At 60.2% G+C, this 21,718-nt stretch carries 21 protein-coding genes; 13 read left to right on the plus strand and 8 right to left on the minus strand.

Translation table 11 applies throughout. The annotated features are described in order from the left end of the window. The first annotated feature begins 144 nt into the window (after nt 1-144). On the plus strand, nt 145-576 hold the full coding sequence (locus tag V5735_RS23465; RefSeq protein WP_423747507.1) for a PPC domain-containing DNA-binding protein: 432 nt from the start codon (nt 145-147) through the stop codon (nt 574-576). A gap of 120 nt (nt 577-696) precedes the next feature. Here V5735_RS23465 and V5735_RS23470 read toward each other — a convergent pair whose 3' ends face one another. Further along, nucleotides 697-933 carry a hypothetical protein gene (locus V5735_RS23470; protein WP_423747508.1) on the minus strand — a complete coding sequence of 79 codons (237 nt, stop codon included), beginning with the start codon at nt 931-933 and terminating at the stop codon, nt 697-699. 140 nt (nt 934-1,073) lie between these two features. On the opposite strand from V5735_RS23470, the gene V5735_RS23475 reads away from it, so the two are divergent. Then, a complete protein-coding gene (locus tag V5735_RS23475) occupies nt 1,074-2,525 on the plus strand; it encodes an aldehyde dehydrogenase family protein (protein WP_423747509.1) in 1,452 nt (483 codons plus the stop codon). A 34-nt stretch (nt 2,526-2,559) separates the two neighbouring features. Here V5735_RS23475 and V5735_RS23480 read toward each other — a convergent pair whose 3' ends face one another. The 4 genes from V5735_RS23480 to V5735_RS23495 form a co-directional block, all read right to left on the minus strand. Continuing rightward, on the minus strand, nt 2,560-3,399 hold the full coding sequence (locus V5735_RS23480) for an NAD-dependent epimerase/dehydratase family protein (protein ID WP_423747510.1): 840 nt from the start codon (nt 3,397-3,399) through the stop codon (nt 2,560-2,562). An 89-nt stretch (nt 3,400-3,488) separates the two neighbouring features. Beyond that, complete coding sequence (locus V5735_RS23485) at nt 3,489-3,953, minus strand: universal stress protein (protein WP_423747511.1); 465 nt, start codon at nt 3,951-3,953, stop codon at nt 3,489-3,491. A gap of 58 nt (nt 3,954-4,011) precedes the next feature. After that, nucleotides 4,012-5,145, minus strand: coding sequence for a mandelate racemase/muconate lactonizing enzyme family protein (locus V5735_RS23490; RefSeq protein WP_423747512.1), 1,134 nt, complete (start codon nt 5,143-5,145; stop codon nt 4,012-4,014). Nucleotides 5,146-5,235: 90 nt separating this feature from the next. Then, nucleotides 5,236-6,480: a mandelate racemase/muconate lactonizing enzyme family protein gene (locus V5735_RS23495; RefSeq protein WP_423747513.1), complete on the minus strand. Its 1,245-nt coding sequence runs from the start codon at nt 6,478-6,480 to the stop codon at nt 5,236-5,238. 164 nt (nt 6,481-6,644) lie between these two features. Between V5735_RS23495 and V5735_RS23500 the strand changes: the two genes are divergently transcribed. Continuing rightward, nucleotides 6,645-7,586 (plus strand): dihydrodipicolinate synthase family protein, encoded by a 942-nt coding sequence (locus V5735_RS23500; protein ID WP_423747514.1) that lies wholly within the window; start codon nt 6,645-6,647, stop codon nt 7,584-7,586. 188 nt (nt 7,587-7,774) lie between these two features. Here V5735_RS23500 and V5735_RS23505 read toward each other — a convergent pair whose 3' ends face one another. Continuing rightward, nucleotides 7,775-8,548, minus strand: a complete 774-nt coding sequence (locus V5735_RS23505) for an IclR family transcriptional regulator (RefSeq protein WP_423747515.1) — start codon at nt 8,546-8,548, stop codon at nt 7,775-7,777. A gap of 552 nt (nt 8,549-9,100) precedes the next feature. On the opposite strand from V5735_RS23505, the gene V5735_RS23510 reads away from it, so the two are divergent. From V5735_RS23510 to V5735_RS23530, 5 genes are all read left to right on the plus strand, one after another. Beyond that, a complete protein-coding gene (locus tag V5735_RS23510; RefSeq protein WP_423747516.1) occupies nt 9,101-9,826 on the plus strand; it encodes a ThuA domain-containing protein in 726 nt (241 codons plus the stop codon). Nucleotides 9,827-9,908: 82 nt separating this feature from the next. Beyond that, nucleotides 9,909-11,810 (plus strand): hypothetical protein, encoded by a 1,902-nt coding sequence (locus V5735_RS23515; RefSeq protein WP_423747517.1) that lies wholly within the window; start codon nt 9,909-9,911, stop codon nt 11,808-11,810. A gap of 64 nt (nt 11,811-11,874) precedes the next feature. Next, entirely contained in the window at nt 11,875-12,915 is a 1,041-nt protein-coding gene (locus V5735_RS23520) for a Gfo/Idh/MocA family protein (RefSeq protein WP_423747518.1), read from the plus strand. Between the two features lie 151 nt (nt 12,916-13,066). Beyond that, nucleotides 13,067-14,095, plus strand: a complete 1,029-nt coding sequence (locus tag V5735_RS23525) for an SGNH/GDSL hydrolase family protein (protein ID WP_423747519.1) — start codon at nt 13,067-13,069, stop codon at nt 14,093-14,095. 158 nt (nt 14,096-14,253) lie between these two features. Beyond that, entirely contained in the window at nt 14,254-15,318 is a 1,065-nt protein-coding gene (locus V5735_RS23530; RefSeq protein ID WP_423747520.1) for a mannonate dehydratase, read from the plus strand. Nucleotides 15,319-15,453: 135 nt separating this feature from the next. Here the strand turns inward: V5735_RS23530 and V5735_RS23535 are convergent, their stop codons facing one another. Beyond that, nucleotides 15,454-16,296, minus strand: coding sequence for a fumarylacetoacetate hydrolase family protein (locus V5735_RS23535; RefSeq protein ID WP_423747521.1), 843 nt, complete (start codon nt 16,294-16,296; stop codon nt 15,454-15,456). A 129-nt stretch (nt 16,297-16,425) separates the two neighbouring features. On the opposite strand from V5735_RS23535, the gene V5735_RS23540 reads away from it, so the two are divergent. Beyond that, nucleotides 16,426-17,802, plus strand: coding sequence for a DUF362 domain-containing protein (locus V5735_RS23540; RefSeq protein ID WP_423747522.1), 1,377 nt, complete (start codon nt 16,426-16,428; stop codon nt 17,800-17,802). Nucleotides 17,803-17,883: 81 nt separating this feature from the next. Here the strand turns inward: V5735_RS23540 and V5735_RS23545 are convergent, their stop codons facing one another. Continuing rightward, a complete protein-coding gene (locus V5735_RS23545; protein ID WP_423747523.1) occupies nt 17,884-19,032 on the minus strand; it encodes a Gfo/Idh/MocA family protein in 1,149 nt (382 codons plus the stop codon). A gap of 189 nt (nt 19,033-19,221) precedes the next feature. Between V5735_RS23545 and V5735_RS23550 the strand changes: the two genes are divergently transcribed. From V5735_RS23550 to V5735_RS23565, 4 genes are all read left to right on the plus strand, one after another. Beyond that, nucleotides 19,222-20,328, plus strand: a complete 1,107-nt coding sequence (locus tag V5735_RS23550; RefSeq protein ID WP_423747524.1) for a Gfo/Idh/MocA family protein — start codon at nt 19,222-19,224, stop codon at nt 20,326-20,328. Between the two features lie 52 nt (nt 20,329-20,380). After that, nucleotides 20,381-20,653, plus strand: coding sequence for a hypothetical protein (locus tag V5735_RS23555; protein WP_423747525.1), 273 nt, complete (start codon nt 20,381-20,383; stop codon nt 20,651-20,653). 183 nt (nt 20,654-20,836) lie between these two features. Next, entirely contained in the window at nt 20,837-21,187 is a 351-nt protein-coding gene (locus tag V5735_RS23560; protein ID WP_423747580.1) for an MOFRL family protein, read from the plus strand. Beyond that, nucleotides 21,142-21,294, plus strand: coding sequence for a multicopper oxidase domain-containing protein (locus tag V5735_RS23565; protein WP_423747526.1), 153 nt, complete (start codon nt 21,142-21,144; stop codon nt 21,292-21,294). Before V5735_RS23560 ends, V5735_RS23565 begins: the two co-directional genes overlap by 46 nt. Nucleotides 21,295-21,718: the final 424 nt, after the last annotated feature.

The raw sequence follows: 21,718 nt of genomic DNA on the forward strand, positions 1-21,718 counted from the left end.
GGGTCGGTAACGAAATCGGGGATTTCACCCCCGAAAATTCGTACTCCCGGTTCACCCGACTGGTCGATACCTGTGTGTTCGTTTCGTTCCAGTTCGAGGGTGAAGACTTATCCGACCGCTACTCGCAGTCTGCACTGTAGGTCCATGGAAACGTTCGAATCCGACGGACACGTCATCGTCCGTCTCGACCGCGGTGACTTGGCACTCGAATCGATCATCGACGCCTGTGAAGCGCACGACGTAGACACGGGCGTCCTCGTCTCGGGGATCGGAACGTTCAGCAATCTGAACATCCACTACGTGAACCGGACCGACCTTCCGGAGGACCAGACCGACCGGAACGTACACCTCTCGCTCGACGGTTCGTGGGAGGTGACGAACGTCGGTGGCCTTATCGCAGACGGGGAACCTCACCTGCACGTTACGGCGTTCGACGGCGAGCGAACGGTCGGCGGACACCTCGAATCGGGGTGCGAAGTGAACGTCCTCGGCGAATTTACCATCAGAAAAGTAGCCGATATCTCGTTACAGAGACGGTCGGGGGAGAACGCCGTCTCTCAACTGAAGCGCCGATGACCACGATTTCGAGTTAGTGGGAAATCTCCCGAGAGCATGCGCGTAGCCGTATCGTGACGAGAAGTAGTTCGGGACGCCCAGGGAGCGTCTCCACGCGTGGACGGACCATTCGTTGTCCACTTACCGACGTTGCCACCAAATGAACGTGTACCCGGTGACGCCGCCGAGGAAAAGCGCCGCCCCCCAGGTGGCGAACATCGCCGCCCAAATTCCGGTGTTGATGAGAAACCCGACGACGAAGATGACGATTCCGAGCGTCGCAAGGGAGAGCGTGACCGAGTTTCTGATAGTCGAAAACAACTCCATGGGACGGCTAGTGCCGTCGTTGGTCTCACCAGTTTTCTGAACTGAACTCATTGATATCGTGGTACGTAGTAACAGTATAAATCTATTGGGGTGTGGTTTCCTCCACCTTTTATCTCGGTGCACATCACACCTCATTTCGTTTGTCATCACCAAAACCTTAGTATAGTGGCCGTCCGTTGCTCTCTCTGAGGATGACGACAGACTACGGTAATTATATCGACGGTGACTGGACGGAATCGTCGTCGGGTGACACGTTTGCGGTACGCAACCCGGCGAACGAAAACGAAATCGTGGCGACGTACCAACAATCGACCGGCGACGATGCAAATCACGCGGTCGAAGCAGCGGTCGCGACACAGGACGAATGGGCCGCGACGCCCGCACCGGAGCGCGGCCGTATCCTGAAACGGACGGCTGGCGTACTCGATGCGCGAAAAGACGAACTGACCGAGACGCTCACCACGGAAGAAGGAAAGACCCTCGCGGAGGCCGGTGGTGAGGTACAACGCGCCATCGATATTTTCGACTACTACGCGGAGAAGACCCGCGACCTCGGTGGAACGATGAAAGGAACGAGCGCCGAGAACAAGCAACTGTACACGAAACGCGAGTCGCTCGGAACCGTCTCGCTCATCACGCCGTGGAACTATCCCATCGCCATCCCGGCGTGGAAACTCGCTCCGGCACTCGCGACCGGCAACACGGTCGTCCTCAAACCCGCGTCCGCCGCACCCGGCGTCTCGCTAAAACTCGTCGAATGTCTCGAGGAGGCCGGATTGCCCGCTGGAGTGGTCAACTACGTGACCGGATCGGGGAGCGACGTCGGGACGCCCCTTACGGAACACGGTGCGGTCGACGCCGTGTCGTTCACCGGGAGTACGGCCATCGGGACGATGGTCGCTCAGACCGCGACCGAGGACCTGAAACGCGTGCAGTGTGAGATGGGCGGCAAGAACCCAACCGTCGTGATGCCGAGCGCCGACCTCGATGAAGCCGTCGACATCGTCGGCTCGGGTGCGTTCGGGGTCACCGGACAGGCGTGTACCGCCTGTTCCCGCGCCATCGTCCACGAGGACGTGTACGACGAATTCGTCGCGGGTATCGTAGACTACGCTGAATCGCTCGAAATCGGGGACGGAACCACGGACGTCGATATGGGTCCACACGTGACCGAGAGCGAACTCGAAGGCACGCTCGAATACGTCGATATCGGTCTCGAAGACGGTGCGACCCTCGAAACCGGCGGCGACCGTCTCACCGGTGACGAGTACGACGACGGCTACTTCGTCGAACCCACCGTCTTCTCCGATGTCCACGCCGACATGCGAATTGCGCAGGAGGAAGTGTTCGGCCCGGTGCTCGCGGTCCTTTCGGTGTCGGACTTCGAGGAAGCGGTGGCCGTCGCGAACGACGTGGATTTTGGCTTATCGGCCAGCATCGTCACGGACAACCTCTCGGAGGGGCATCAGTTCATCGAGAACGTCGAGTCGGGCGTCGCGAAGGTGAACGAGAAGACGACCGGCTTGGAGCTTCACGTTCCGTTCGGCGGTTACAAAGGGTCGTCGACGAACACGTATCGAGAACAGGGCGACGCCGGTCTCGACTTCTTCAGTTCCATCAAGACGGCGTATCTGAACTACTGAGATTCGAACGAGTACGGACGGCGAATACGGAATCCTATTCCGGAGGAGCGTCCCACTCCTCGCCGTCGTCTTGTGGGTTGTAGCCGATTTTCGCGCGCGCGTGTTCGAGGTCGTACCACCGTCGCCGGTTGTCGCTCACGCCGCTGAAGATATCGAATTCGACGGACTCGTCCTGCAGACAGCAGTCGATCTGGTGGGCGAAATCCCGCCGCGACTGCCACGTCGCTTTCATTCGCGCCACCTGCTCGTCGTATTCGGCGCTATTTCGTTCCCACTCGCCCTCCTCGACGCCGATTTCCGCGTCACCGTAGGGGTGGTCGTACTCCGGCATCCGCACGCTACAGATGCGAAGCGCGTAGAATCGCTTCGGGTACTCGTAGTTCTCGACGTAGTAGCGCCCGAGGTCCTCGCCGAAACTCTTGGATGCTCCGTAGTACGAATCGGGACGGACGGGGTCGGTGTCGTCGATGACGAGGTCGTACGTGGGCGAGTACAACTCCGGTTTGTGGGCCTGTTCGTACATCCCCATGACGTGATTCGTCGACCCGAAGACGAACGATTCTACCTCCGCTTCTCTGGCGGCCTCGAGCGCGTTGTACATGCCGATGATGTTCGGTTCGAGGATCTCTCCCCAGTCGCCGTCGGTGTACGGATAGGCGGCGAGGTGGACGACGGCATCCTGTCCCTCGAAGGCGTCTCTAACTTTCCCGTACTCGGCGACGTCGCCGACGACAGTGTCGTAATCGCCGTACGGGTGGTCGTCCGGTCTATCGGACCGGTTGAAGTACGTGAAGTCGTATTCCGGTCGGTCGTGAAGATTGTCGATGATGGCGGTTCCACAGCGTCCGTAGACACCGGTCACTACAACGTCCATGCTGGTACGATTGCGTGTTTGGCTATTAAATCAACTGGAACCGGCGGTCGTTCCAGTGACCGCCGAGGGGCTTTGATTGCCGTCGGTGTTCATTCCATCGCGGTCGTCACGAACCCGTCGAAGTTGAGAATAACCCGCTGTGTGACGTCGCCGAACAGGGCTTTCCCCGTGGGCGACCGTTTCTGTCCGGTGATGAACGCGTGATCACACCCGTGTTTCTCCGCCACTTCGAGTACCGTGCCCCCGAGTTCATCTTTCTCGGTCACTTCGCCGACGACATCGTACGTCACGTCGTCGACTAACGTTCCGAGCGTTTCCTCGGCGAACCGACGGCCGAAGCGCACGGCGGCCTCCTGTGCCGTGAACTCGCGGTAGTTCGTCCGCTCGGTCTCCTCCACCGATTCGAGCGCATCGAGTTGCTCTTCGAACTGCTCCGGCGTTATCCAGGAAAACAGTATCAACTCGGCGTCGGAGTTGGCCGCGAACCGACCGGCCTCTTCGAGCAAGCGTCTGTGCATCGCGGTGTCGTCTATAACGACGAATCCTCGTTGCATGCTCACTGATGGAGTGGCATCGCAAATAAAACTATGTAGCGCCGAAAAATGGCTGTCTTCACTCCGCTCGATACCGCTCGACCGCATCTCGGTCGACCGAGATACCCAGTCCGGGTTCTTGCGGAACGTCGAGGACTCCGCCGGACGGATCGAACGGCGTTTCGAGAATCTCGCTTCGAAGCGGATTCTCGCTTCTGTCGAACTCCACCATCATCGGTTCCGGGATGTTCCGGGTGTGTGGATAGGACGACACGCTCGCGGCGAACTGCACCGCCGCGGCCATTCCGACGCCGCTGTTCCAGATGTGCGGTCGAACGGCGACGTTCTCCGTCGTGGCCATATCCGCGATCAGTCGCGCCTCCGAAAACCCACCACATCGTCCGAGGTTCGGTTGAACGATATCGACGGCCCGGTCATCGATGAGGCGCTTGAACGCGAACCGCCCGTAGTGGGCTTCACCCGCCGCTATCGGCGTGTCGATCCGGGATTTCACCTCGCGGTATCCCGACTCGTTCTCCGGCGGGACGGGCTCCTCGATCCACGTGATATCGTACTCCCCGATGGCCTTCGCCGTCTTCACGGCCTGTCGCGGGCGATAGTTCCCGTTCATATCGACCATCAAGCGCGCATCGTCGCCGAGAGTTTGTCGTGCGACGCGGACCCGTTCAACGTCATCTTCGACGCCGCTTCCGATCTTTATCTTCGCGGCAGTGAACCCTTCATCGACGGCTTCCTCGATGGGTCGTTCGAGCGGTCGTTCCGCTTCGGTGAAGTACATCGTCGACGCGTACGGCGTCAGTGTCCGGCACTCCGTGCCGCCGAGAAGCCGATGAACGGGTCGCCCGACCGTTTTCCCGATGATGTCCCAGAGGGCTACGTCGATGGCGCTGACACAACTCTGCACGAACACGCTTCCGCTGAAGTGGTACGGGTCCGTGTACGACTCGTCGGCGAGCGACTCGACGTCGAACGGATCCATCCCGACGATGCGGTCTCGAAACAGTTCGTCAATCGTCACTGCCACAATGGGTCCCGGAGCGAACGCTTCGCCCCATCCGACCGTTCCTCCGCCCGTTTCGATTCGAAGTAGCGTCGTCGCACGCGTTCGTCCGAATCCGCGAGCATCGCCCACTCCTTCCCCCTCGGGGAGGTTCATCGAGATGGGTATCGCCTCAATTTTCGCAACTTCCATGTGCTACCCTCCGAGTCGGATAAGTTATAATTTATGTCGATCAGCGGTCGACGGAGAAACCGATGGCAGGAACATCCCGTATCGAGAAAATCAGGGATTTTCGTCGTACCGGAACTCGGTCCACGGACCGTCGATGAACGGGTACTCCTCGATGATATCGAGATCGACCTCGACGCCGAGGCCGGGGCCGTCGGGAACCGTCAGAACGCCGTCGGTAATCGATGGCGACCCCTCCATGATGTCGAATGCGAGGTCGAACGGGTACATCCCGGGGTCGAAGTCCCCCTCCAGCAACGGGTCGTGCTGGAAGACGGGGTATTCGAGCAGATCGACCTCCGGGGCGGCGGCGACGAGGTGTGCGTTGGCGATGAGACCGAGCCAGGTGCCGAAGTTGTGTGGGACGAATTCGACCTCGCGCCCGCGGCAGAACTCGACGGCTGACGCACAACCGGTGTACCCCTCGTGATGCCGAACGTCCCCTTGGAGGAAATCGACCGCCCCGGTTCGGCCGAGTTCGACGAGTCCGGCCGATGTCTCCTCGCTTTCACCACCCGCGAGCGGTGCACCGGTGCCCGAGAGCGAGATGTATCCTTCCCTGTCGTCCGGTTCGACCGGTTCCTCTATCCAGTACGCCCCCCGCTCGCTCGCGTACTCGACTAATTCGGAAACCGCCGTTTCTCCGTACGCGTCACGGAGCTTCCACCACGTATGCGTGTCGAGCATGAACTTCATGTCATCGACCGTCTCGGCGAGGAGGTCGACCGTCTCCCGATCACCGTCGATTCCGATTCCCGGTCGGTATTTGTACCCCATGAACCCCGACGCTTCGAGGGCCCGCGCCTGTTCGGCATATCCGGCCGGGTCCATGTACATGCCCGCGCTCGCGTACAACGGTATCTTCGTCGTGGGGTCGCTTTCGAACTCGTCGGCCAGGAGTTCGTAGATCGGTGCCCCGAGTTCCTTTCCACGAAGGTCGTGCAGTGCCACATCGATAGCGGAGATGGCCTCGTATCGGAGCCGGTCCGGGAGTCCGGTTCCGTGCAACGACTCATGCGCATCGTCGATTACTTCGATGGATTCGCCGACGAGTGACTCCGCCACGGCGCCGTTAACGACGTCGGCGAACGTCGCTTGTGAATCTCCCTCGAAGTACTCCCGCATCGCGGAACTGCTCGCACCGGCGGTCGCGACGCCCCGTTCTCCGGTCTCGGTTTCGAGAACGACGAGAACGACATCGCGTTTGCGCAACCGTCTGACGCCGCCGAAGAAACGACGGTCTTGAGGTGGGTCTATCGGGGACGAGAGTGCGTAGCCGCTAACATTCGTGAGCCGCATGCACACTACTGCCAACCGCAGGACGATAAACTTCCGGGAACTAGCCGTTCGCGATTGTTTGTGGATGACGGGAGGACTTCTATTTCCAACGCTCCGTCAGTTAAAATGTCAGGTTTGTTTTTAATAGACGAAGATTTTATGCTGACGCGCTTAGATTCTCGAGTATGCCACTTTCCAACGATGAGGTGCGTCAGCACCTGCGTGGTGTCGCCGCTGGACTCCTCACACCGTTCGACGACGATCTCGAGGTGGAACACGAAAAACTCCAAGAGAATGCGAGGACGCTCTACGATCGCGGAATTCGGACGTTTTTGGCGTCCGCCAACATCAGCGAGTATCATTCCCTCTCACGGGATGAGCGGGTCGAAGTAACACGGTCGAGCGTGGACGCGCTCCCTTCGGACGCCTGCATTCTCGCCGGTGTCGGCGGGAGTACGCAGGAAGCAACGGATATCATCCGTAGCTATGACCGCGTTGGCGTCGACGCGATGATGATCATGCCCCCGGATCACTCGTACATCCACGAACAGGGGCTTATCCGATATTACGAGAAACTCGATGCCGTCGCCGATGCCCCTCTGGTCCCATACGTGAAGGGATTCGACCCGTCGGTCGAATATTTGCGGAATTTGACGAACGTCGACGGAGTGGTCGGCATCAAGTACGCCCTCGAAGATGCGGTCAAACTTGGCATGAGTGTCGAAGCGGGTGCCGACGACGTCGTCTGGGTGGATGGTCTCGCTGAACCGTTCGCCCTGTCGTTCTGGAACGAGGGTATCGAAGGGTTCTCGGCGGGAGTCAGCAACTTCCGCCCGGAGATCGGGCTCGCGTTGTTCGATGCGCTTACCGCGGGCGACTGGGAACGCGCGAGACGCATCCGCAATATCTGTGTGCCCTACCAAAACTTCCGCGAAGAGACCGGGGAGAACAACACGATCGACGGAGCGATCAGCGTTTCAGCGGTGAAGAAGGGACTCGACCTCGCCGGATTACACGGCGGCAAAGTTCGCGAACCGATCGAACCGCTGTCTCCCGCGGACGAGCGAAAGGCGGAGGAGCTGTACGGTCAACTCGGGGACGACGTAGAACGCCTCATCGCGGAATGACGGTCCGATCGCTGTCGGCGAGAGCCATCTCTAGGACGACGAGCGACTTCGATGCACAAATTTCCCCGTCGGCGGGACATCCAACCAATCCTGATAATGAACACGATGGCGTGGACACCCACGTTTGGATCCTTGGAACCTCGGGTGCCTCACCACGGAGTTCCATCCTCCAACGGAGAGTAGGGCGACTAGGAGTATCTCGTATTCAGCTCGATGACGTTTGCCGCGCGAAGGACGTGGTCCGCGAGTTCGTTGTGTAGTCGGTCGTCCGTAAATCGACTCGTTGGACCCGAAATGCTGATGGCACCGAGTACCGCATCTCCGCTCCGTACGGGCGCAGAAACACATCGAAGCCCGTGGATGTTCTCTTCGTTATCGATCCCGTATCCACGTTCGACTATCGTCTCCAATTCGTCACGAAGCTCCCCTGGGTTCGTAATAGTTTTCTCCGTCTGCCGTTCGAAACTGCAGTCCGCGATTATCCGATCCTGTCGTTCGGCAGGCAAGTGAGCGAGGATCGTCTTTCCCAACGAAGTCGCGTACATCGGCTGTTGGGTTCCGACCCTCGACGCCGTTTCGACCGCCTTCGGCCCTCTAGATTTACAGAGGTAGGATACTCGACCGTACTCCTCGATTCCGAACTGCGCGATTTCGTTCGTGTCCATCGCCAACTCTTCGACTTCCTTCTCGATCACTTCGTAGTTTCCTACCTGATCCTGAACGTGGCTTGCCATGTCCAGAATACGGAGACTCAGACGATATCTATCCTCTTCAGGGACCACGATTTCCCGATCGACGAGCGTCTGCAGATGACTGTGAATGGTACTCTTCGAATGTCCCAGTTCGTTGGATAGCTCGGTCACACCGACGTTCTGACGCTCTTGGATGACATCGATGATGTTGAACGCGATCTTCACCGATTGGATCGTTCGTCCGGTGTTCCCCTCGACTTGGTTTGTCATACCACCCTAACGGTACTCCCCTAATATAAAATTTGTTCCCCTGTAGGGAACCAGTAATCTCACCATCCCCAACGATTTCTGATGATTCAATCGTCTGGTCACCGATGAGCGACGAAACGACGGATAACGGAACCGGACCGTCACTAGTATTCGACCCCCTCGCAGTGAACGCCAACCGAGCGATACCCGTTCGTCTCTCGGGAATCCGTGACCTCACCCGCGAACGTCCTCTCGTATTCGCTCGTCGGTATCATCGATGATTCCTGTATCAGTTCTCCCTTCGTCGAATCCGCCCTACGTTCGCTCTCGGTGGGGCTGATCGACGGTTTTTCGCCCGTTACTGGGAATGTATGCCGTCGTGCCACACTTTCTATTACACAACTATATTTGTAATGGACTCGTTCGCCAGAAGGGAACACGGTAAATCATTCCCCTCCAATCACCTGTCCGGATGTCACGGTTCGCCACGATTATCGACCTGCTGACTCATTGGCTTCAAACGCCGTCGAGTCGAACCGAACACTTATGGTTCGTTTTCGAGAGACACGACGTATGTCCGTTCGAGTAACCGTTTGGAACGAGAACGTCCACGAACGTGAAGAGCCGTCAGTCGCGAAACGCTATCCGGAGGGTATCCACGGTGCCATCGCGTCGAGTCTGGAAGCCGACGGCCACTCCGTCGTGACGGCGACGTTACAGGACTCGGAGCACGGTCTCACCGAATCCGTCCTCGCCGAAACGGACGTCCTCGTCTGGTGGTCACACTGCGCGAACGATGCAGTACGCGACGATGTTGCCACTCGCGTCGTCGATGCAGTTCACGATGGAATGGGATTCGTCCCGTTGCACTCGGGAAAGAACTCGAAGCCGTTTACGCGCCTCATGGGGACGACCTGCAACATCAAATATCGGCACGGCGGCGAAACCGAACGCGTCTGGGTGGCGGACCCCGGCCACCCCATCGCCGACGGTCTCGACGAGTACTTCGAGATTCCAGCGACCGAGATGTACGGCGAACCGTACGACGTACCCGAACCCGACCGAACCGTGTTCATCTCGTGGTTCGAGGGGGGCGAGGTGTTCCGCTCCGGCGTCTGCTATCGCCGCGGACGGGGGCGAATCTTCGCGTTTCGTCCCGGTCACGAGGAGTATCCGATCTTCCATCAACCCGAGGTCCAGCGGGTCATCGATAATGCCGTCGTATGGGCGGCACCGAACGAGGGGGGGACCGTCAACTGGGGGAATACCGAACCCGTCGAACCGCTTGGGGAGCGATAAGACGCGATATCGAACGATCTTTATATATTTCCGAGTTTCCCCGACCCAAATATTGATTACGCGAGCGCTTCCGGTAGAAGCTATGGCCTCGTTCGAAGCGACGAAATCGTATACGAAGCCGCCCGCTTGGGCGACGAACCAACGACGACTGTTCGACGTAACCCGCGATGCGGTCGATTCGTTCACCGATCGATACCTCGATGACGAGGGCCGTCCGCTGTGGCCACCGGACGGCCACGTCGGTATCGATGGTTCCGACGACCTCGTCGAGGGATTCTACAACTGGCCGCTCGTGTACGCGATGGGCGGCGACCGTTCGTTCCTCGACGCGGCGACGGAGACGTACCGGGCCGTCATCGACCGTCTCTCCGAAGTGGAAACGCCCTACGGTCACCCGATGTACGTGGACGAGTTCGACCAGGGCCGCGACTGGTTTCACCTCGGCGAGGGGAACCTGTACACCTACAATATGGGCCTCGCGGACCCGACAGACGACGCGGTTGTCGACCGCGCGGAACGATTCGCCGGGTTGTATCTCGGCGACTCTGAGACCGGCAACTACGACGCAGAAAAGCGACTCGTCCGAAGCTCGCAGACGGGGAGTATGGGTCCCGACTACGCGGACTTTTCGGAGTACGTCTCCCACGGCTACGGAGCGGATTATCGTTGGTGGCGTCACGGACTCCCGTGGCGCGACGTCCCCGAATTCGACGAAGCCGCCGACCTTCACGACCCCGAAAACGAGGAGCGACTGTTCGAAGTGCTCAACGAACGATGTACGAAGGGCGACATCCCGCTGAACCTCAACGTCACGAGCCTGATGACGAACGCGTACCTCCATACGGGCGACGACCGATACCGCGAATGGGTGTTCGACTATCTCGATGCCTGGCGTGAACGGACGGCGGAGAACGGCGGCATCATCCCCGATAACGTGGGACGCTCGGGCGAGATCGGCGAGTACACGAACGGAAAGTGGTACGGCGGCTACTACGGGTGGTCGTGGGGCGGGTGGCACTACGTCGGTATCGGCCCGACCGTCGCCGCCGAGAACGCAGTCCTCCTCGACGGTACCCGCGAACACCTGGACTTCCCTCGGTCGCAACTCGACCACCTGATGGAACGCGGCATCGAAGTGAGCGCCGACGCCGTCAACGATACCCTCTATATCCCCCACAAGTTCGGTGAACCGGGGGATTATCACTACAACGCCTCGGGCGTCCTTCAGGAGAACGACGGCGAAGTTCGCTACGAGGACGGCTGGTTCGAGTTCAGACCGCACAAGGACGACCCGTACGCCGTCCACCTCTGGTACATGTCGATGCGGGAGGACGACCGACAGCGCGTCCGTGATCTGCGCAACTACCACAAACGAGATTGGCGGCGCGTCGATCCCCGCGCCAAGACGAAACACGCCGACGGCCACGAATACGCGTGGCTCTCCTACCTCGACGGCGAATTTCCCGACTACCCGAAGCGCATCATGGAGGCCAACCACGCACACGTTCGGGAACGGACGAAACTCATGCGGGAAGAAGGGTACTACCCCGACGAGATCGACGAAGATTACCTTCGAAACCGAAATCCCGTTTCGGAGAAGGGGTTGCTTCAGCTCACGATGGGCGCGCCGCAACCCATCTACTACGGCGGCCTCGTCATGGCCCAAGTGCGTCACTTCGACCTCGGACGGGGACGTCCGGGACTTCCCGACGGTGTCGCGGCGCTCGTCGAAGAGATCACCGCGGACGGCATCGTCCTGACGCTCGTCAACGTCGGCGGTCGGGACCGTGAGATGCTCGTCCAGGCCGGTGCGTACGGCGAACACGAGTTCACGACCGTCAGCGCCGACGGACGGGAGCGGGCCGCGGAATCGAACCGCGTTCGGATGTCGCTCCCCGGCGGCACGTCCCTTTCCATCGAAGCCGGGATGAACCGGTTCGTCAACGACCCGACGTACGATCTTCCGGCGGAACTGGGCCGGTAAGGTCGCTCGGAACTGGAGACGGACCGACGAAAAGTTTTTGCGGTGGGTACACGGCGGTAGGACCGTGACGTTTCGTATCGGAATCGTCGGCATCGGCTCCGTCGCCGACACGCATGCGCGGGGAATCGAGGAGATAGCTACCGCCGAACTGGTCGCCGGGTCGTGTCGCACCCGCAGCAAAGGGGAGGCGTTCGCCACGAAGTACGGGTGTACGTGGTACGGCGACTACGAAGCGATGTTCGCGGAGGCGGACCTCGACGTCGCCCTCGTTTGCACCCCAAGCGGGAACCACCTCGAACCGGCGACGGCCGCTTCGGAGTACGGCGTTCACGTCCTCTGTGAGAAACCGCTCGAAATAACGACCGAACGGATAGACGAGATGATTACGACCTGCGAGCACGCCGGTGTTCGTCTCGGCGGTATCTTCCAGAATCGCTACCTTCCGGCGGCCAGGACGGTTCACGAGGCCGCCGTCTCGGGTCGTTTCGGCGACCTCGCAGCGGTAAGCGTATCGGTACCGTGGTGGCGACCGGATGAGTATTACGAGGACGCCTGGCAGGGAACGCGAGCCCTCGACGGCGGCGGTGCGCTGATCAACCAATCCATCCACGGCGTCGATATGGCACAGTGGCTCGCCGGAGCGGCGCTTGATGTCGGTCCCGAGGAGAATCCGGTCGCCGAAGTGTTCGCGTACACCGATACGCTGGCACACGACGGCCCCGAAATCGAGGTCGAGGATACGGCCGTTCTCTCTCTGCGATACCAAGATGGCACGCTCGGGCAGGTCCTCGCTACGACGTCGATGTATCCCGGCCTCGAAAAGCGAATTCAGATCGGTGGTCGGGACGGGTCGGCGGAAATCGTCGCCGACGAGCGCGGCGAGTGGCAGTTCCGCCATGACCGAGGGAACGCGACCGAGATACCAGCCTCTTCTCCGCCCGCCGACGACCGTTCGGAGTACGGTCGGAACGTCGAGACGTTCCTCGACGCCGTGGAGTCCGACGAACCGTACGAACTCGACGGCTACGAGGCACGTAAGGCGGTTGCCATCGTTCGGGCGGCGTACGAGTCCGCCGAAGTCGGCCGACCCATCGTGCCGAACTAGCGAGTCGGTCGCTTCCCCACGTCCGTGTCCGAAATCGTTCGGTTCTAGGGAACGGCTTCCCATCGATCTCCATCCGATAGCGACGCTCTTTCCGGCCCGTATGGTGAAAACGTGAGGAACGTATTTGATGGGTGCTCGCGAAGAAGTCCCCGTGCAACGCGACTCGCTTCACTTCCACAACGTCGCAGCGACTCGATCGATCGACGACCACGACGGGGTACTCCTCCAACGCGTCCCCGAAGACGTCCGCCTCGGTTTGAACGAGGGAGCGCAAAATCGGATGTGTCATCCGGCGGGGGCGGAGATACGGTTCGTTCCGGACGGACCGGTGCGCGTGACCCTCTCGACGCGCGTGCGCGAAAGCGTCGTTCGGCCGTTCTGGGGACCGTTCCAAGGAACCGAGGAGTTCGTCGTCGGGGCCGAACCACGGACCATCGAGGTGACGTTTCCCGAGAAACTGGGTCGAATCGAACCCGACCGGGTCGAGGAACTCGATTTCCACCCTCAGGTGTGCCGCTTACGGCTACCGGGCGAACACCGCGGCGGACACGTCTTCTACCACGGCGTCGAGGGGAGCGTTCGACCGCCACGGGCGGACGAACTGCCCTCCCTGCGCTATCTCGCCTACGGGACGTCCATCACGGAAGGCGAGGCACCCCTCGGGGAGCACCTGACCTACGCGTCACGGACGGCCACGGGACTGGGCGCGGACCTGATCAACCTCGGTTCCTGCGGCACGGCGTTCTGCGACGAGGCCATCGCCGACCACATCGCCGAACGGGACGACTGGGACGTCGCGACGCTCGCCGTCTCGGTCAACATGGTCGATCGATTTTCGGTATCGGAGTTCCACGAACGCGCACGGAATCTCGTGGAGACCGTCGCCGACGCCCATCCGGAGAAACCGGTGGTTCCCATCACCATCTACCCGAACGCCCGCGACGTCTGTGAGGGAACGGACACGGAGGGACGGTGTGAGCGATTCCGCGACGCGCTTCGCGACGTCGTTCGGGAGACGGCACGCGATAACGTCTTCCTCGTGGAGGGCCCCGACGTTCTCGACTCCCTCGGCGGCCTCACCACCGACCTCGTTCATCCGGGGGACGATGCCATGATCCGGATGGGCGAAAACTTGGCGGCGAGGCTCGAAACCGCTCTTGCCGAGACGGATTCGCCGTAGATGGTGGCAAAAGCGCATCGGCCCACGTTGTAGCTCCGGGTTGGTGAGTCGGGGGAACCGTCGTGAATGGCCGTCGAACGGAAGGTCGATGTGTACGAATCGAACCGTAACCGTTCGAATGTCGGTTGATTTTTCACGATTCGACCCGGTGAACCGATATGAACGATACTCGAACGAACGCCGGAGTGGATCGGGCCGCCGACGTTCGAGTCGGCGTTCGAACGCGTACCCTCTCGGAGGAGCGTCTTCGATACGTTCGCCAGTTGGGCGCGACCGACGTGTTCCTCGATCACGCGGATACGGAGGAGGAACCGGACGATTTCAACGACCGCGACGGGTCGGAGACCGTCGCCGTCGGCCGCGATTCGATCCCGTCGGTCGCGGAACTCGAAGCGGCCCGCGAACGGGTGGAATCCGCGGGACTGTCGCTCGCGGGGATACAATCGCTTCCGTACTCGCTGTATGGGGACATCATGTTCGACCGGGACGGGAGCGATACAGCGCTCGAACAGATCACGACGCTCGTCCGTAACCTCGGCGAAGCCGATATCCCCATTCTGGGATACCAGTGGAACCCCCGCGGCGTCGTGCCGATGCGAACGTCGCCGGTGAGAACGCGCGGTCAGGCCAGCGCCACCGCGTTCGACCTCTCCGAACTCGACGATCCGGATGCGCTCGCTCCCGGACTAGAGCGCGAATACACGGAGTCCGAATTCTGGGATAATTACCGCGAGTTTCTGCGGACCGTTCTCCCCGTCGCGGAGGAGGCAGGGGTCACGCTCGCACTGCATCCGGTCGACCCGCCCGTGTTGGAGTCGCTCGGGGGAATCCCCCGGTTGTTCAGGAACGTCGAGAACTTCGAGCGGGCGATGTCGGAACCCCCGAGCGATAATCACGGCCTAAAGCTCTGTCTCGGCTGTTTTTCGCAGATGGGCGAGGACGTCTCGGAAGTCCTCCGTCGGTTCGGCGACCGCGACCAGATCGTCTTCGTCCACTTTCGGGACGTGGTAGGGACCGTTCCGACGTTCCACGAAACGTTCGTGGACGCGGGGAATTTCGATACGGTCGATGTCGTTCGAACCCTCCACGACATCGGGTACGACGGGGTCGTCATCCCCGACCACGTTCCGAAGATGGCCGGGGACGACGATTGGCGTCATCGGTCCCGGGGATTCACCGTCGGCTACCTTCGCGGGGTCATCGACACCGTGGGGTCGGAGTAGTTCCGGTCGTAGAATGGCGACGGATCACGTCGAACGACGACGCCGGGACTTCGAGTGCAACCCCGTACTCCCCTTTTGGGTCCGTGGAATTGAAAAAGACGCTGTCGTGGGAATCCGTGATCGGATTCTATGGTGTCACGGTTCGACGACGGGATTCGTGAGCGTCCCGATCCCCTCGATTTCGGCCTCGCAGACCTGCCCCGGTTCGAGCAGATCGACGGGGTCGCGGAAGATACCGACGCCGCCGGGCGTCCCGGTCGATATCACGTCGCCGGGCCGCAGCGTCATGTTCTCGCTGATGAACGACACCAGTTCCGGGACGTCGAAGATGAACTGGCGCGTGTTCGACGACTGCTTCGTTTCCCCGTCGACCCGCAATTCGACGTCGACGGCGTTCGGGTCGTAGTCGCTTCCGGCGACGAGCGTCGGCCCCATCGGCGAAAAGGTATCGTAGCTCTTCCCGCGGAAGAACTGCCCGTCCGAGAACTGCGCGTCGCGTCCGCTCACGTCGTTGAGAACCGTGTATCCAGCGATGTACTCGCTCACCTCGTCTTCGTCGATGTTCTTGGCGAAGCGGCCGATAACGGCGGCGAGTTCGACCTCGTAATCGACTTTCTCGCCGTCGGGATGGACGATCGGACTGTTCGGGTTCGTCACGGTCGTCGGGGCTTTCGAGAAGAGGATCGGACGTTCGGGAATCTCCTCGTTCTGTTCCTCGGCGTGGTCTCGGTAGTTGAGTCCGCCACAGACGATCTTCCCGGGACGCGGCACCGGTGCGAGTAGATTCACGTCGTCCTCGTTCCTGTGGGAGAGCGCCCCGTTTCGAACTTCTTCGCGCAAACGGTCGAGATACCGCCGATTGGTGAGGTCTTCGAACGAAGGCTCTCCCGCCGGAAGATCGGCGACGGAGTAAATCTTCGACCCTTCCTTGATACCCATGGTGGGACCTGAACCACCGTTGTAGCGAACGAATTGCATCGACCGGCTATCTTCCTTTCTCCCACTTAAATGTTGAGTTGAATACGACCGTTCGGTCCGGTTTGTCCCGATTCGAGTCGGTCGGTGGCGTGGGTTATACTTATCAAAAGACCGGCCTAGCGTTACGGTATGGATTCGAATCGAACGCGAAGTTCACTCGCCGTCCCGGAACAGTCGATCCTCGAAGCGTGCGGCGAGACACCGCTCCCGGAGATGGGAGTTATAGAGCAAGCGTGGGAAACAGATCCCATCCCGGAGGAGGACATCCCAGTACGCGCATCACGCGCCTTCGCTTCGCTTCCGATCGGTGACCTACCGGACGGAAGTGAGATCGCACTCGGCGTCGGAAGTCGCGGTATCGCGAACCTTCCCGATATCGTCACCGGCGTCGTCGCCGAAGCGAAGGATCGCGGGTACGAGCCGTTCGTTTTCCCGGCGATGGGGAGCCACGGCGGCGCGACCGGGGCGGGTCAACGCGAGATGCTGGCCGAACTCGGCGTGACGGAGCCCGTAATCGGCTGTGAGATTCGGTCGAGCATGGAGGTCATCGAGGTGGGTCGCACCGACGAACGAGACGTCCCGGTCGTCGCCGACGCCAACGCGGCGAACGCCGATGCCATCGTCCCCATCAATCGGATCAAACCGCACACGGACTTCAGCGGGGACGTCGAAAGCGGCCTGTCGAAGATGCTCGTCATCGGAATGGGGAAACAACGCGGTGCGAAAATCGCTCACGATTGGGCCGTCAACTGGTCGTTGCGAGACATGATTCCCGAAATCACCGCCCAGTTGCTCGCGGAACTCCCCGTCGTCGGGGGAGTCGCAATACTCGAAGACCAGCACGACGATACGACCGAAATCGAAGGGATTCCGCCGGAAGGGTTCCTCGACCGCGAAGCCGAACTCCTCGAAACGGCCTACGATATCATGCCCAAGGTTCCGTTCCCGGAACTCGACGTTCTAATCTTGGATCAGCAGGGAAAGGACATCAGCGGACAGGGGATGGACACGAACGTCATCGGTCGTCGTCCCTTCGCGATCCAGGAACCGGAGCCGGAAACCCCCGATATCAAGCGGATATACACGCGTTCACTGACGGAAACGACCCACGGTAATGCCATGGGTGTAGGTTCGGCCGACTTCGTACACGAGAATCTCCTCGCGGACATCGAGATGCCGACGACGCTCATCAACGCGTTAACCGCGAGCACCACCCGCGGCGTCCGCCTTCCGCCGTCCGTCGAAACCGACCGGGCCGGACTCGTCGCCGCACTATCGACCATCGGCGTCGTTGACCCGACGAGCGTTCGCGTTCTTCGTGCAACCGATACGATGCGCCTCCATCGTCTCTACGCTTCGACGGCCCTGGTCGAGGAAGCGAGGGACCGGGACGACCTCCGCGTCGTCGAAGAACCCGCCCCGATCCGGTTCGAGTCGGGTGAGTTCGCCGGACCGTCGCCACACGAAACATCTGCCCACGGCACGTCGAATCGGGACGAAAAATAGCGGGAGACCGCATCGGTGACCGCGGATGACGTTCGCGACGTCGGAACGACGTTCGGTGACCGATCGGCCGCGCTGCGTTCGTCAGATAGTCAGCTCATCGACGGAGATCCGCCGACCCTCCGTCCAGGACTGATGGCTCGCTTCGGTCAGCTGGACGCCCTTCGCACCCGCGCGGAAGTCCCACGGAAACGGTTCGTCCTCGACGACGTGTCGAATGAACATCTCCCACTGCCGTTTGAACGCGTTCTCGAACGTTTGGTTGTTGGGAACGGACGTCCAGTCGTCGTAGAAGTCGTGTTCGGTCGGTGTATCGGGATTCCACTCCGGTTTGGGCGTGTTGGCGTGGTGCTGTGTCTTACAGTCCCGAAGCCCCGCCACGGCGCTTCCGTCCGTTCCGTCGACCTGTATTTCGAGTAAATCGTCCCGATTGACCCGTACCGTCCACGAGGAGTTGAGCTGTGCGACGATGTCGTCCTCCAGTTCCATGATGGCGTACGCCGCGTCCTCGGCCGTCGCTTCGTACTCGTCGCCCGAACCGTCCACACGGCGAGGAACGTGAGTCTTCCCGAGACACATGACCGATTCGACTCGGCCAAAGAGGTTTTCGAGTACGTAGCTCCAGTGGGAGAACATATCGTCGATGATTCCGCCACCGTCTTCCGCACGATAGTTCCAGGATGGACGCTGTGCCTCCTGGATGTGTCCGGTAAACACCCAGTAGCCGAATTCGACGCGCACGGAGAGTATCTCGCCGAAAAATCCTTGGTCGATCAGCCGTTTCAGTTTCATCAACCCGGGGAGCCAGAGTTTGTCCTGTACGATCCCGTGTTTGCTGTCGCTTTGCTCCGCGGCGCGAGTGACTTCGAGTGCGCTGTCCAAGTCCATCGCGAGCGGTTTCTCACAATACACGTCCTTTCCGGCGTCGATGGCCTTGAGGATGGACTCAGGTCGCCGCGGCGTAACCTGCGAATCGAAGTAGATCGCATCGTCCCCGTCCAGACACGTTTCGAGGTCCGGATCGGCGACCCATCGGTCGACATCGTGTTCCTCGCTCAACTCCCGCAACTTGCGTTCGTTTCGTCCGACGAGTAGGGGGTCGGGAACCACTCGCTCACCGTTCGACAACTCGACACCGCCTTCATCGCGGAGTGCCAGAATCGACCTGATGAGGTGTTGATTGGTTCCCATTCTACCCGTCACGCCGTTCATCACGATACCAATTTCTTCCATAGCTGTCTCACGTCGTCCAAATCTCGATAGTTGAACTATAATAGTTTATCGATTGGAACATCTGGTAAATAATCTTTTACTTACGGTCGTAGGTTGCGACGTTTGCTGCCCTGAACTGACCCGGACGGACGAGAATACCGTCGTCGTGACCGGTACTTTCATAAGCGATTCCTCAGTTGATTTCAGCGTATGACCGAACGTATTGGCTACGTCGGAGTGGATCACCACCATCGGGACCCGTACTTCGCCATCGCGAGCGGACTCGATCTCGACATCACAGCCGTCTGCGAACCGGGCCGAGAGATCGATCTCGCCAACCTCGCGGCGATGGACGAACGCCCCGACGAAATCACGACTGAAGGACAGGAAGTCGCGGACCTCGTGGAAGGGGCGACGGTCTACGCCGACCCCGAACGGCTCATCGCCGAGGCCGACATCGACGTCGTTTGGATCACCTACCGAAACGACAGGGTTCCGTCTATCGTCGAAATCGCGGTGGATCACGGCGTTCACGTGATCAGCGAGAAACCGATCGGTCGGACGGCGGCGGATTTGGAGCCGATCGTCTCGAAGGCGAACGAGAGGGGCGTAACCGTCTCGCCGACGACGTTCTATCGAAGAAACCCCGTCATGCTGGACCTCCGTGAGCGGATCCGCGACGGGTTTTTCGGCGACGTGTGGACCGTCGAGGGACGGTTCAACGCGAGCCAACTCTCGTACCGGAACACCGATCACTACATCTACGACCGGGAGACGAGTCGCGGCGGTGCGCTCCAGTGGATCGGTCCACACTGGGTCGATATGATGCCGTGGGTCCTCGACGATCCGATAACGAGAGTGAACGCGCGGTTTCACGACGCTGCGGAGGTGGACGTGGAAGCGGGAAGCGTCCTCCAGTTTGAGACGCGGAGGGGGACGCTGGGGACGTATCACACCGGCTACTATCTGAGTGATCGAGGGAAGGACACGCACCTCGGCATCTACGGAACCGATGCGCAGGCTCGGACGCCCGTCCATCACGATTCGCTCCAGCACGAACCGACCGTCCCGCTCGAACTCACCGCCGAACGTCCCGACTGGTCCGGTGCTCCGAAGCGAACCATCGAGTACGAGTTCACGTACGACCGATTCCCGGCATGGGGTGACTATGTTCAGGACTACTTCGAGGCTTTCTTCGAGGGCTACGAGACCGGGGACGTTCCCGCCACGATAGACGACGCAGTACAATTGCTCCGTGTCCTCGACGCGGCCTACGAATCGGGAGAGACCGGCGAATGGGTTTCGGTGTCGAAATGACGTCGCCAGTTCGGACCGAACGCAAAACGAATCCGACACACCCAATCCAGCAATGAAGAAGACGGAGACGCTGTTCTCCGACATCGATTCCGTCGACGATTCCGACCTGACAGCGGCGCTCGATTGTATCGCCGCCGGTATCCGCGCATCGGGACCATCGGCCGTTATCGACCAAGCCACCACGTTGGACGGTACGGTGCTGAGCGCCGACGACGATCGATGCGACCTGTCGAGGTACGGCAACGTACTTCTCGTCGGCGGTGGAAATGCGGCGGACGTTACGATGAGACCCCATCACCCGGTGATTCATCCTTCGATTCCGTAAGCCAGACGTGCTCGCGGACGGCAATACCGCGCTCCGGACAGCCGCCGCGGTGGCTCGTAATTCCGGATACGAACCGCTGATACTGAGCTCACTGATCCGGGGAGAATCTCGGAGGTCGCGAAAACACTGACTGGCATCGCGGAAGAGTGTGCCGACACGGGGGTTCCAGTGGAACCACCCGCGGTGTTGCTCTCCGGTGGTGAGACCACGGTTACCCTCCGTGGAGATGGTATCGGAGGTCCAAATCAAGAATTCGTACTCGGTGAAGCCCTCGAACTCACGGAACCGAATATTACCGTCGCCAGCGTCGATACTGACGGAACCGATGGCATCTCCACCGCTTCGGGTGGTATCGCGACTTCCGAAACGATCCCATCGAAGACCGAAGCACAGGGAGCACTCCAAGAAAACGACGCTGGCGGATTTCTGGATTGTTTCGACGGCCGTATCGTCACGGGAGCGACGGGAACGAACGTCAACGAGATGACGTGGAGACTTACCCGGTCATCGTGCCGAGTCACATGGGAACGGTGACGTTCGACTTCCTCGCGGACAACCCCGGCGACTGGCTGTTCCACTGTCACAATCTCTACCACTTGGGGGCGGGAATGTCCCGTGTCGTCACATACGGAACGGGATAAGGAGCCACTGAGAGTTGGTGTCTACACCCTGGAACGTATTCGATTGATGGTAGTCGCCCAAAGAGCGATTCCGTCCACCAACGAGTATGCTAGAGGATGCATCAGTTACCCATAACTATACTATACAGTGGAAAACGGAGGCGGGAAGTTATTTGGGCAAATTGGAGATTTCATATTGACACGGTCGCTCACGGGTGGTATGTTCCCGGAAAGACGGACATCGACGACAGGAAACAAATGTAGTTTACGAACGTACTGAGGCCTTGATTAGTCCGTACAGTGGGAGTCAGAATTTTGATTGGAACGATTGTGAATCGATAGTTCGGCCGAAATTGTGTATCTGGGGTGCGCTATTGCCAGTATAGTCTCATCGTCTGGGAAGGGATATTTGATATAGCCATATGCAATTCATAGGGCTACATGG

Origin of the sequence: Haladaptatus sp. SPP-AMP-3, from assembly GCF_049568665.1 — an archaeon.
GTDB lineage: Archaea > Halobacteriota > Halobacteria > Halobacteriales > Haladaptataceae > Haladaptatus > Haladaptatus paucihalophilus.

What these genes read in the sequence shown, in the direction of transcription:
- V5735_RS23465 (WP_423747507.1), top strand. Translation starts at nt 145, where the DNA reads ATGGAAACGTTCGAATCCGACGGACACGTCATCGTCCGTCTCGACCGC.
- V5735_RS23470 (WP_423747508.1), bottom strand. Translation starts at nt 933, where the DNA reads ATGAGTTCAGTTCAGAAAACTGGTGAGACCAACGACGGCACTAGCCGT.
- V5735_RS23475 (WP_423747509.1), top strand. Translation starts at nt 1,074, where the DNA reads ATGACGACAGACTACGGTAATTATATCGACGGTGACTGGACGGAATCG.
- V5735_RS23480 (WP_423747510.1), bottom strand. Translation starts at nt 3,399, where the DNA reads ATGGACGTTGTAGTGACCGGTGTCTACGGACGCTGTGGAACCGCCATC.
- V5735_RS23485 (WP_423747511.1), bottom strand. Translation starts at nt 3,953, where the DNA reads ATGCAACGAGGATTCGTCGTTATAGACGACACCGCGATGCACAGACGC.
- V5735_RS23490 (WP_423747512.1), bottom strand. Translation starts at nt 5,145, where the DNA reads ATGGAAGTTGCGAAAATTGAGGCGATACCCATCTCGATGAACCTCCCC.
- V5735_RS23495 (WP_423747513.1), bottom strand. Translation starts at nt 6,480, where the DNA reads ATGCGGCTCACGAATGTTAGCGGCTACGCACTCTCGTCCCCGATAGAC.
- V5735_RS23500 (WP_423747514.1), top strand. Translation starts at nt 6,645, where the DNA reads ATGCCACTTTCCAACGATGAGGTGCGTCAGCACCTGCGTGGTGTCGCC.
- V5735_RS23505 (WP_423747515.1), bottom strand. Translation starts at nt 8,548, where the DNA reads ATGACAAACCAAGTCGAGGGGAACACCGGACGAACGATCCAATCGGTG.
- V5735_RS23510 (WP_423747516.1), top strand. Translation starts at nt 9,101, where the DNA reads ATGTCCGTTCGAGTAACCGTTTGGAACGAGAACGTCCACGAACGTGAA.
- V5735_RS23515 (WP_423747517.1), top strand. Translation starts at nt 9,909, where the DNA reads ATGGCCTCGTTCGAAGCGACGAAATCGTATACGAAGCCGCCCGCTTGG.
- V5735_RS23530 (WP_423747520.1), top strand. Translation starts at nt 14,254, where the DNA reads ATGAACGATACTCGAACGAACGCCGGAGTGGATCGGGCCGCCGACGTT.
- V5735_RS23535 (WP_423747521.1), bottom strand. Translation starts at nt 16,296, where the DNA reads ATGCAATTCGTTCGCTACAACGGTGGTTCAGGTCCCACCATGGGTATC.
- V5735_RS23540 (WP_423747522.1), top strand. Translation starts at nt 16,426, where the DNA reads ATGGATTCGAATCGAACGCGAAGTTCACTCGCCGTCCCGGAACAGTCG.
- V5735_RS23545 (WP_423747523.1), bottom strand. Translation starts at nt 19,032, where the DNA reads ATGGAAGAAATTGGTATCGTGATGAACGGCGTGACGGGTAGAATGGGA.
- V5735_RS23550 (WP_423747524.1), top strand. Translation starts at nt 19,222, where the DNA reads ATGACCGAACGTATTGGCTACGTCGGAGTGGATCACCACCATCGGGAC.
- V5735_RS23555 (WP_423747525.1), top strand. Translation starts at nt 20,381, where the DNA reads ATGAAGAAGACGGAGACGCTGTTCTCCGACATCGATTCCGTCGACGAT.